Raw genomic sequence first — 11,572 nt, forward strand, 5'->3', positions numbered from 1 at the left:
TTTAATATAGTATAAAGGATTTAACTTTTGTTAAATCAATGTAATTTAAACAAAAAAACTATCATTTTCTGCTATTCAATTTAATACAAAAATAATAAAAATAACGATTATCATTCAATTCGATAGACTACAATTAAATAACAAGACTTTTCTTTAATTATATGTCAGTATTTACAGTGGATTTCATAACTAATTGATTTAAAAAGTTTAATTAAATGATAATTATTTTGCTTTTCATTAAGAATATATTATGGACAAAGAGAAAATATTAAATACGACAGGTGATGAGCTTACTCTTCAGCAGAAAAAGTTTCATGCAGCTAAAAAAAGCACCTTAGTCAGTGTCATTGTGAATATGGTGCTTTCTATATGGCAGATTATCATTGGTTTTATTTCTCATTCTCAAGGGTTAATTGCCGACGGTATTCATACCTTATCAGATCTCGTTGCTGACTTTGTTGTATTAATTGCCAATAAAAAGAGTCATAAAAAGCCTGATGAAGACCATCCTTATGGCCATTTTCGATATGAAAATGGTGCTTCATTGATCTTAGGGATTATTTTATTGATTGTTGGCGTTGGCATGATTTGGTCGGCTGTACAAAAAATGCTTGACCCTGATTTAATCCAAGAAGTTCATACGATTGCTCTCGTCGCAGCATTGGTCTCGTTGGTGGCGAAAGAAGGGCTTTTCCGCTATATGTTAAAAGTTGCCAATCAGGTCAACTCCAGCATGTTGGTTGCGAATGCTTGGCACGCTCGTTCAGATGCGGCATCTTCACTGGTTGTCGCGATTGGGATTATTGGTAGCTTATGTGGTTTGAAAATTTTTGACCCTATCGCGGCATTAATTGTGGGTACTTTTGTTTTCCGCATGGGCTATAAATTTACTTATCAATCAATGCAAGATCTGATGGATAAAGGTGCTGATGAAGAAACATTGCAAGAAATTCGTACTGTGCTTGAAAACATTGAGGGGATCAAAGGGTTTCACGATTTGAAAACACGTAAATCGGGCGATTTCTATTTAGTTGATGTTCATTTAGAGGTCGATGGTGATATGTCGATTGTGGCAGGCCATGAAATTGCGGTAAATGTACGTGATAAATTAATGGAAAACCCGCAAATCCTCAATGTCATGACTCACTTAGATCCTTACGATAAAGAATGTATTCATTAGCTGAAAACCGCCAATAGAAAAATAACCGAAAGGGCCTCGCTTTCGGTTTTTTCTTCAAACTATCTTCCTGATTAAGCCTCTTTATATCTCAATCGTGCTTTATTTCACAAACTGTTTCACTATGTGGCCGGTGTTGAACATATTGAAAATGCATCGCTCTTCGCCTCTGAAAAGCCCCTTATTGTGGTTATTTGTGTAAACGTTTACACTATCGCGAGATAGATCACAGAATAAGGTATTAGCCCGTTGCTATACTTTGTAAAGTGAATTTTCATATCCTTAATAGAATCAAGGGGTAAACGATGCAGCCAACAAAAGTGCTTGTCACAGGGGGGATGGGGTATATTGGTAGCCATACGTGTGTGCAGATGATCCAAGCTGGGTTTGCTCCAATCATTATTGATAATTTGTGCAATGCGAAAGAGGAAATGCTCAATCGTATTGAAAAGCTAACCGCAGTGCGCCCGCTTTTTTATCAAGGTGATATTCGTGACGAATCTCTGTTAAACCGTCTTTTCTCTGAACATAAAATCAGCGCAGTGATCCATTTTGCGGGGTTAAAAGCCGTTGGTGAGTCGCTAGAAAAACCACTCGAATATTATGATGTGAATGTTAATGGCACCTTGGTGCTAGCCAAATGTATGCAGCGTGCTGGCGTACATCGTATCATCTTTAGCTCCTCCGCGACTGTTTACGGTGAACCGGATACGGTGCCTATTACAGAAAACTTTCCAACTGGCAATACACAAAGCCCGTATGGCACAAGTAAATACATGGTTGAACGCTGTTTATCCGATTTGGTGATCGCCGAACCAAATTGGTCTGTGACCTTATTACGCTATTTCAATCCAGTTGGTGCCCATCCTTCAGGTTTGATGGGGGAAGATCCGCAAGGTATACCGAATAATCTAACGCCTTATATTGCTCAAGTCGCCGTTGGCAGACGAGAAAAATTGTCTATTTATGGAAACGATTACCCTACTGTTGATGGAACAGGTGTGCGTGATTATATCCATGTTATGGATTTAGCGGATGGGCATGTGGCTGCACTGAAAGTGGTTAGTCAGCAGGCAGGATTACATATTTACAACCTCGGTACGGGGAGAGGAACGAGTGTATTGGAAGTCCTACACGCATTTGAAAAAGCTGTCGGCAGGGAAATCCCATACGTTGTTGTGCCAAGAAGGGCCGGTGATATCGCAGAGTATTGGTCGACATCAGAAAAAGCACAGCGCGAACTTGGTTGGAAGGCAACTCGTACCATTGATGACATGGCTATGGATTCATGGCGCTGGCAGTCTCAAAACCCTAATGGCTATGAATCGTAATAGATACAGGAGAAATAGAACATCATGGATAAAATAGCGTTCAACCCATCAGATTGCCCGCATCGGCGTTATAACCCATTAACAGGACAATGGGTTTTGGTCTCACCCCATCGTGCTAAACGACCTTGGAGTGGGCAAGATGAGAAGGTGGAAGTGAAACAACTGCCTAAATACGATGGAAACTGTTTTTTATGCCCAACCAACCATCGCGTTTCTGGTGATATCAATCCTGATTATCAAGATACATATGTGTTTCAAAACGATTATTCTGCACTATTACCTAGGTCTTGTGCGCAGCCAAAAGAACAATCGCCTTTATTTAAAACACAAGCGGTCAGTGGCTTGAGCCGAGTGATCTGCTTTTCACCTGATCACAGTAAGACTTTACCTGAACTATCGACAGCTCAAATCGGCCGTGTAATTGAAACTTGGCAGCAGCAAATTGATGAACTCAGCCAACGGTTTTTATGGGTACAAGTTTTTGAAAATAAAGGTGAGGTGATGGGGTGCTCTCAGCCACACCCTCATGGGCAGATTTGGGCGAGTGATTTCTTGCCTAATGAAATTGCTCGTAAAGATGAGCACTTAAAACAGTATTACCAGCAGCAAGGAAGCAATTTACTGTTGGATTATGCACAGGCAGAGCTGAAAGATGGCTCTAGAACGGTAGTGGAAACAGCACATTGGCTTGCTGTTGTGCCTTATTGGGCGGCTTGGCCGTTTGAAACCATGCTAATGCCTAAAATACATATTCGGCGTATGAATGAAATGAGTGTAGAGATACGCGATGACCTTAGTGTTGCACTGAAAAAGCTCACCTGTCGTTATGACAATCTCTTTCATTGTGCATTCCCTTACTCGATGGGATGGCATTTCGCTCCATTTTTTAGTGATAACCGAGAGATTGAACACTGGCAGCTTCATGCTCTTTTTTATCCACCTTTGTTGCGCTCAGCGACAATCAAAAAATTTATGGTTGGCTATGAAATGTTAGCTGAAACTCAACGTGATTTAACCCCTGAACAAGCAGCGGAAAGGTTACGAGGTGTCAGTGATATTCACTACAAGCAGCAGTAAATATTTAGAGCATACAACCAGCATGGCCGAGCCATTCCATTATTACCCAGATATTATCGAGAGGTTGCTATGAATAGCATCGAAATACTCCAACAAAAAGTGACAGAAGCCTTTATTAAGGGCTTTGATGCTCAGCCCGAGGTCTATGCGCAAGCGCCAGGACGTGTGAATATTATTGGTGAACACACTGATTATAATGATGGGTTTGTTTTACCTTGTGCAATTGATTATCAAACAATGACGGCAGCCAGAAAGCGCCCTGACCGTTTAATTCGCGTGATTGCAGCCGATTATGGCTATGATATTGATGAGTTTAGCCTTGATGAAGAGATCCTATTTTTGCCTGAAAAAATGTGGGCAAACTATATTCGAGGCGTCGTTAAATATCTATTAGCCAGAGGGTATCAATTTGGCGGATGTGAAATTGCGGTAAGTGGCAATGTACCTCAAGGGGCAGGACTTAGCTCGTCGGCTTCACTGGAAGTGGTGATTGGACAGACATTAAAGATATTGTATCAATTGGAGATTAGCCAACAAGACATCGCTTTGAATGGTCAGCAAGCTGAAAACCAATTTGTCGGTTGTAATTGTGGCATTATGGATCAGTTAATTTCTGCTTGCGGTGATGAGGGGCATGCACTATTAATCGATTGCCGTAGCCTAGAGTTAGCACCAATTCCAATTCCTGATGATCTTGTCGTCATGATCATCAATTCAAATAAAAAACGCGGATTAGTGGATAGCGAGTATAATATTCGGCGTCAGCAATGTGAAACTGCGGCGAAACAATTCGGCGTGAAAGCTTTGCGGGATGTTACATTGGCACAATTCGCCCAAAAGCAGGGGGAATTGACACCTCTAGTGGCTAAACGCGCTAAGCATGTTATTAGCGAAAACGACAGAACACTTGCCGCCGCAAAAGCCTTAACTGAAAATAATCTTCCCCTATTGAGTATGCTGATGGAGCAGTCACATATTTCTATGCGGGATGATTTTGAAATTACCGTAAAAGAGATTGATACCTTAGTAGAGATTGTGAAAGCGGTTCTGGGGGATCAAGGCGGCGTGAGAATGACAGGCGGCGGTTTTGGTGGCTGCGTGGTGGCATTGATGAAACAGCAACTCGTTACTCCTGTCATTGATGCGGTTGAGCAAAAGTATCAAGCGTTGACAGGGCTGAAGGCCGATATTTATGTTTGCCAGCCTAGTGATGGTGCTGGGATCATGGCGAATGCATGAAAATTGTAGGGAGAAAAGAATGCAGTTATCGAAAGACCAAGGGTATGTGGCACGTGCATCTAAAGTGATTGCATTGACCAACAGACATGGCATGAAAATTTTATTGTCAACCTTGGGAGCAAGTTGGATAAGCTGCATATTACCCATGTCGGCAGGTAAACGTGATGTTTTACTCGGTTCACCGAATATGGCGGCCCAAATGGATCAAGGCGTTTATCTAGGTGCAACCGTTGGGCGAGTTGCGAACCGGATTGCACATGGCCGTTTTAATTTAGCAGGTCGTGAGTATCAGGTGACAAGTAATCAAGGTGAACACTGTTTACATGGCGGTCGGGATAATTTTAGTTATCGTGTTTGGAAGGTGACTCAAATTAACCCATATGAGGCAATTTTTTCGTTGGTTTCAGAAGATGGCGATCAGGGATTTCCTGGGGAATTACAAGCTGAAGTCCGCTATATATTAACGGATGAAAATAAAGTCATTATCGACTATCGTACACAAGTGAGTGAGTTGTGCCCTGTAAATTTAACCAATCATGCTTATTTTAATTTAGCAGGGGAAGATTCGGCGAGAACGGCCTTAGAGCACGATTTACAACTAGCGGCCACCCATTATCTGCCTACCGATAAGGGGGGGATCCCAACAGGCGAATGGCGTGATGTTTCTGAGACGTTTTTCGATTTTCGTCGTAAAAAGCGTATAGGCTATGATTTTTTGCAAGACGATGATCAAAAAGCAGTTGGTGGTTATGATCATGCGATGATCTTGGCTCCAGAGCTTACGGATGGTGAGCAAACGGTCGCTTCACTCTTTTCACCAGAAGGTGATGTTCGAATGGATATCGCAACAACTTTGCCAGCAATGCAAGTTTATACAGGGAATTATTTGATTTCGGTTCCGGGAAAATCACGTCATTATACCCCGTTTTCAGGTGTGGCCTTTGAAACTCAGTTTCCACCGGATGCCGTTAACCACCCTGAATGGGGGGAGCAATACAGCGGTATTTCACAGCCAAATCAAATATATCACCAGAAAACGAGCTATCACTTTATTTTCTGAGAGTAACGCCGCCTCATGCGGCGTTTTTCGTATTACTATATTAAAAGTAGGGTCATCGTATCTATAATATACCCCATTGTTTTTTATACTAATGCATTGTTTAATGGCATCGACTGAACTTAGAGGTAAAAAATGGCAACGATCAAAGATGTAGCGAGAGAAGCGGGAGTGTCGGTGGCGACAGTTTCTCGAGTGATTAATCAATCACCGAAGGCAAGCAAAATGTCGATTGCTGCGGTTAAAAGTGCCATGAATAAACTCGGTTATCGTCCAAATGCAGCCGCTCGCGCATTGGTAAATCAAAGTTCTAACACCATTGGGGTATTGGTGAATGATGTCTCAGACCCTTTTTTTGGTACGATGGTCAAAGCGGTTGATGCGGTTGCCCACAAAAATGGTAAACACATTTTAATTTGTAATGGTTATCACACGGCGCAGGAAGAGCGCCAATCTATCGAATTGCTGATCAATAATCGCTGTGATGCCCTCGTTATTCACTCTAAAGCGTTGTCAGACGAAGAGCTGATAGAATTTGCCGAAGAAGTTCCTAGCATGGTATTGATTAATCGACGTATTGAGGCGATTGCTGATCGCTGTATTTCGTTGAATAACTACAAGGGTGCCTATCTTGCCACTGAGCACTTGATCCGCCAAGGCCATACTAAAATTGCTTATATTTCATCGGATCATAAAATAGAAGACGCTGAACAGCGGTTACTTGGCTATCGTGATGCATTGAAAAAACATGCAATTTCATTACCTGAAAGCTATATCGAATATGGCAAGCCTTATGGTGAGGGGGGTGAGCAGGCGATGACTAATCTATTGACTAAGTCCTTAGAGATCACCGCGGTTGTCGGGTATAACGATTTTATGGCCGCGGGGGCAATTGCAGTACTTGATGAAAATGACATTCATTCCCCAGAGCAGGTATCCGTGATTGGTTTTGATGATGTACTGATTGCCCGTTATATTCACCCTCGTTTAACAACCATTCGTTATCCCATCCAAATGATGGCTGAACGTGCCACTGAATTAGCGCTTGCTTTAGCACGTAATGAAAATATAGAGGCTGGTGGTTTAATCTATTCCCCTACACTGGTACAGCGTAATTCTGTACGTCCATTGAAAACCTCATGACTTCAATAATGTAAACGTTATCATATCTTTTGATGGCGTTGACCCACCAGAGACATTTTTTCTCAAAAAATCCAAAATCGGACATTTTATGTACGTGAAATCGCCTTTAATGTGTTAAATAACATACAATTATTTGACATTTCGTTGATAAAATTAATTTTTTATAAAAATCTGTGATTAATCTAACAGTGATATGCAATGGTAACGTTTACACTAATGGTGAATCATTTGGTGAAGGTGAAGGAACTTGATCATGCATACAGAAGGCGTTGGATTGAGCACATTAGACTACGGGATATTTATCCTGTATGTGCTTATTATCATATCAGTCGGTTTATGGGTTTCTCGTAATAAAAAAGGCGAGAAAAAAGGCACTAAAGACTATTTCTTAGCAGGAAAAACATTACCGTGGTGGGCAATTGGCTCTTCATTAATAGCTGCAAACATCTCTGCCGAGCAGTTTATCGGTATGTCAGGTTCAGGGTTTTCTATCGGATTAGCGATTGCCTCTTATGAGTGGATGGCTGCGTTAACACTAATTATCGTTGCTAAATATTTCATGCCTATTTTTATCGATAAGGGTATTTTTACTATCCCTGAATTCGTTGAAAAACGGTTTAATCGTACGTTAAAAACGATTTTAGCAGTATTTTGGCTAGCTTTATTTGTCTTTGTTAACTTAACATCTGTTCTTTATTTAGGTGCGTTGGCTCTACAGACTATCCTTGGCATTCCAATGTCTTATGCAATATTGGGTTTGGCGCTGTTTGCTATTGCCTACTCTCTTTATGGTGGTCTATCGGCAGTGGCGTGGACCGATGTTGTTCAAGTCTTCTTCCTTATTTTGGGTGGCTTACTGACGGCTATCATGGCGGTGAGTTACATCGGTGGTGATGCAGGGATCATGGCAGGTATGAGCCGTATGGTTAGTGAAGCTCCCCAGCATTTTGAAATGATTTTAAGCCAAGATAACCCTCAGTTTAGCAATTTACCGGGTATTGCGGTGTTGATTGGTGGTTTGTGGATCGCTAACTTGTATTATTGGGGTTTTAACCAATATATTATCCAACGCGCTTTAGCGGCTAAATCTATCAATGAAGCACAAAAAGGACTGGTTTTTGCTGCCTTCTTGAAATTAATTGTTCCTATCCTTGTTGTTGTTCCAGGGATTGCAGCGTATGTGATTGTCACTGATCCACAATTACTTGCGGGACTTGGTACAATGGCCCAAGAGCATATTCCAACGCTCGCACAGGCCGATAAAGCCTATCCATGGTTAACGCAATTTTTACCTGTCGGAGCGAAAGGGGTTGTATTTGCGGCATTGGCTGCTGCAATTGTTTCATCATTAGCGTCAATGTTGAACTCGGTCGCAACCATTTTCACGATGGATATCTATAAAGAGTATATTGCGCCTTCGACCAGCGATCATAAATTAGTTAATGTAGGTCGAGTCAGTGCGGTCGTGGCATTAATTATTGCCTGCTTTATTGCTCCATTACTGGGGAATATTGGCCAAGCTTTCCAATATATTCAGGAATATACAGGTTTAGTTAGCCCAGGTATTTTAGCCGTCTTCTTGTTAGGGTTGTTCTGGAAAAAAACGAATGCAAAAGGGGCAATTATTGGTGTGCTTCTTTCTATTCCGTTTGCATTATTCTTGAAGTTAATGCCTTTAGGTATGCCATTCCTTGACCAGATGATGTATACCTTCTTCTTTACTGCGGTAGTGATTGGGCTGATCAGCTTAACAACATCAAAAGAAGATGATAGCCAAGGTGCAATTATCCTGACATCAGAAACTTTTAAAACATCAACAGGCTTCAACGTTGCTTCTTATGCAATCATGATTATCTTGTGTGTACTGTATGCGCTGTTTTGGTAAGACATGGGCTTGATCAATAACGGGGACAGATGTCCCCGTTTTAGATCGAATAAATAAAGTTTTAGGTGTTGATTTCTTATTTTATTGGGAAAGTAAAAGAATAATACACTAATAATTTGTCAATCATTGGAGGGTATTTCTGAATATTTTGTTTTAAGATGTCATGAGTAAACGCGTTATATTGGCCAGTTTAATGAACATGTTATTACTCAGGGTAACAAGGAATGTATATGCGCCATTTATTAAAAATTGCAGTTTTGCTGACTACAACTCTACATTCGATATCAGTCAGTGCAAATGAATATGCCCAAGATGATGAAAGTTACCTTCAATTTCTGAATGAAGAGGTGTCATATTATTGTTATTCCGAGCTAGAAAATCTTATTCTTAGTTCAAATTATCCACCCGCCGTAAAATATAAAAAGTCTTCCGATAGAGTCTCTATGGATGCCAGTTATCAAGACGAAAATATATTAGAAATAGGCATAATCGACAGTTGTAGCGATTATCTTCCGGGAGAGCAATTACAAAGGCCAATAGGCACTTTAAGTTATTTACTGAGATCAAATACGTTATGGACGACAGATAGTGATGGTCGGAAATTAAAGCAATTGGCGTTTGATAAAAAGTTAGGGGAGCAATATCAAAACTGCATTAAAAGAGAACAGTTTTGCTCTCAACGGCGCGAGCAGATCGGCTCTGAATTTTTTTCACCTAAATCAGATACATGGGTGGTCGTTGGCGAAAAAAAAGCATATTTCCACTCCGCTCCAACACCAGAATGCAAGAGTAATATTAATTTTGTAATACCTAATGATAAGGTGAAGGTTTTTAATCAACTAGCTAACTCTATGATTGATGATGAGGAAAATGAATATGTCTTTGTAAGTTATGGTAGAGCGAGAGGTTGGTTAAATGTGGAATCCGTATCCAAGCCTGAGGATATCTATTATAAGCTTGAGGAGCCATCAAAAGGGAATTATAGAGTTAAAGAAAAACGCCTCTACTTTTATGAAGACCCAGCCTTAGCTTGCGAAAAACCTGGACAGCCTTATGTCATTGAAGGGGATTCAGTATGGCTATTTAGTGCGCAAGAGTTTCCTGGTTTTGCTTACGCAAGTTACACTAACCCTAATACTGGAACGTTCACAACAGGGTGGCTACGGATTAATGGGCTAGAGAAAGAATAGAGTCAGCCTATAGAAATTGAAATAATAAATGAATAGAGCCGTGGTAAATAGCGTTATATCTATTTAGCCACGGGTTAATATCTTAATGGGCATTTACTTTTTATCAGTATAAATCTGGCAGGGATAGTAATGCTAGAAAGAGTATTCACAACTTTTGTGAGTTTGACTTGTGCTAAATAATAATTCGCTTTTTCTTTATCCATAACAACGTCATATCCGTGATCATACATATAGGCTATATTTTTAAAGGCGGTGTTTTCGAGAGTATTTTACCGGTGAAATAACGTATGGCTCCTCTTTGACTGTTGGATGAGCTTTATGCCGATGTAGTGAGTCACTTGAAAACGGTATTCGAAAATTTGCAGTGCCAGAGATGACGAGTAGAAACCGCAAAGCAGATGCAAATAACGACCATGGAAAGACTTTTAAGAGTATTGTCTGTAAGAGGAAAAATTGACATTCTGCCATGGTCGTTTAATTTCAATCGGTTTAGCGTTGAATTAACTTAACTTCCTGTAAACCAAATAAAGCCACCCATTGTAATAACTGATAAAATGGTACTCCAAAATAGTGTTGATGCCATTTCTTGCTCCCCTGTTTTATATTCCACCGCAAAAATAACCGCTATTGATGCTGTAGGGATAGCCAGTGTTACAGACACTAAGCCTCGCTCGACATGAGGTATATGTAACGCCATCATAATTACCAGTATAATTAAAGGTAATAGAATATTTTTACTCAGAACGTTTATGATAACAGATAGAGAAAAACTCACTTTTTGTGCATAGAGAACAGCGCCTACAGCAAATAATGCCACTCCACCAGTTGCTTGACCTAATAAAATAAATGAACCTTTTAAAAACTTAGGCATATCCAATCCAATCAGTAATAAAATAAAAGCTAGGATAGGTGCCCATACGACAGGTTGCATTAACGCATTTTTTATACTGTTAGCAACAATTGAAAATACACTTTTCTTATTTGTTGATGTGTTGTCAGAATCGCCACCAACTAAAAAGACTAATGCTAATGGAACCTGAATTAAATTCATTAATAAGCTACCGACGGCAATTGCAATATCAGCATCTGTAGTAAACAGAACGCCTAATACAGGGGTTCCAACAAAAGGTACAGCAGGACCGGCAATAGCAATGGAACGTAATGCGGCTAAACGAGCGCTAGATTTGAAGATGAAGCGGGAAATAAGGAAAACAGCAAGAAACCCCACCACCATGCCCACGAATATCCACAAGAAAACATCAACGTTATTGATTACTTCTGTTAATGGAGTACTTAATATTCCTGCAAATAGCAATAATGGTAAGGCATACAACATAACCATTTTATTTAATATAGTGGCTTGATCCTTATTGAAGTCATGTCGATACCCTGCAAAATATCCGAGTAAAAGAGTAACCACAATAGGCAGTAACGCTGTAATAATAGTATCTAACATTAGATAACCTCTTTTAT

General features: G+C 40.3%; 9 protein-coding genes. 8 read left to right on the top strand and 1 reads right to left on the bottom strand.

Going from position 1 to position 11,572, the window contains the following annotated elements:
* Positions 1-250 precede the first annotated feature (250 nt).
* From PR675_RS18660 to PR675_RS18695, 8 genes are all read left to right on the top strand, one after another.
* A complete protein-coding gene (locus tag PR675_RS18660) occupies positions 251-1,180 on the top strand; it encodes a cation diffusion facilitator family transporter (protein ID WP_014656378.1) in 930 nt (309 codons plus the stop codon).
* Between the two features lie 302 nt (positions 1,181-1,482).
* On the top strand, positions 1,483-2,508 hold the full coding sequence (gene galE, locus PR675_RS18665) for a UDP-glucose 4-epimerase GalE (protein ID WP_060560892.1): 1,026 nt from the start codon (positions 1,483-1,485) through the stop codon (positions 2,506-2,508).
* A 24-nt stretch (positions 2,509-2,532) separates the two neighbouring features.
* Entirely contained in the window at positions 2,533-3,585 is a 1,053-nt protein-coding gene (locus tag PR675_RS18670; protein WP_004921656.1) for a UDP-glucose--hexose-1-phosphate uridylyltransferase, read from the top strand.
* 78 nt (positions 3,586-3,663) lie between these two features.
* Complete coding sequence (gene galK, locus PR675_RS18675) at positions 3,664-4,824, top strand: galactokinase (protein WP_392504923.1); 1,161 nt, start codon at positions 3,664-3,666, stop codon at positions 4,822-4,824.
* Between the two features lie 19 nt (positions 4,825-4,843).
* A complete protein-coding gene (galM, locus tag PR675_RS18680; protein WP_036941133.1) occupies positions 4,844-5,884 on the top strand; it encodes a galactose-1-epimerase in 1,041 nt (346 codons plus the stop codon).
* A 132-nt stretch (positions 5,885-6,016) separates the two neighbouring features.
* Positions 6,017-7,024, top strand: a complete 1,008-nt coding sequence (locus PR675_RS18685; protein ID WP_004921645.1) for a substrate-binding domain-containing protein — start codon at positions 6,017-6,019, stop codon at positions 7,022-7,024.
* A gap of 253 nt (positions 7,025-7,277) precedes the next feature.
* Entirely contained in the window at positions 7,278-8,909 is a 1,632-nt protein-coding gene (locus PR675_RS18690; protein ID WP_040133336.1) for a sodium/sugar symporter, read from the top strand.
* A 230-nt stretch (positions 8,910-9,139) separates the two neighbouring features.
* Positions 9,140-10,099, top strand: a complete 960-nt coding sequence (locus PR675_RS18695; RefSeq protein ID WP_104872858.1) for a hypothetical protein — start codon at positions 9,140-9,142, stop codon at positions 10,097-10,099.
* Positions 10,100-10,604: 505 nt separating this feature from the next.
* On the opposite strand, the gene PR675_RS18700 is transcribed toward PR675_RS18695, so the two are convergent.
* Entirely contained in the window at positions 10,605-11,555 is a 951-nt protein-coding gene (locus PR675_RS18700; protein WP_014656374.1) for an AEC family transporter, read from the bottom strand.
* Positions 11,556-11,572 lie beyond the last annotated feature (17 nt).

It is taken from the genome of Providencia sp. PROV261 (assembly GCF_028477945.1).
In the GTDB taxonomy this organism is placed as follows: Bacteria; Pseudomonadota; Gammaproteobacteria; order Enterobacterales; family Enterobacteriaceae; genus Providencia; species Providencia stuartii.

Excerpts from the sequence above, each read along its gene's own strand:
- PR675_RS18660 (WP_014656378.1), top strand. The coding sequence starts at position 251 with ATGGACAAAGAGAAAATATTAAATACGACAGGTGATGAGCTTACTCTT.
- galE (WP_060560892.1), top strand. The coding sequence starts at position 1,483 with ATGCAGCCAACAAAAGTGCTTGTCACAGGGGGGATGGGGTATATTGGT.
- PR675_RS18670 (WP_004921656.1), top strand. The coding sequence starts at position 2,533 with ATGGATAAAATAGCGTTCAACCCATCAGATTGCCCGCATCGGCGTTAT.
- galM (WP_036941133.1), top strand. The coding sequence starts at position 4,844 with ATGCAGTTATCGAAAGACCAAGGGTATGTGGCACGTGCATCTAAAGTG.
- PR675_RS18685 (WP_004921645.1), top strand. The coding sequence starts at position 6,017 with ATGGCAACGATCAAAGATGTAGCGAGAGAAGCGGGAGTGTCGGTGGCG.
- PR675_RS18690 (WP_040133336.1), top strand. The coding sequence starts at position 7,278 with ATGCATACAGAAGGCGTTGGATTGAGCACATTAGACTACGGGATATTT.
- PR675_RS18695 (WP_104872858.1), top strand. The coding sequence starts at position 9,140 with ATGCGCCATTTATTAAAAATTGCAGTTTTGCTGACTACAACTCTACAT.
- PR675_RS18700 (WP_014656374.1), bottom strand. The coding sequence starts at position 11,555 with ATGTTAGATACTATTATTACAGCGTTACTGCCTATTGTGGTTACTCTT.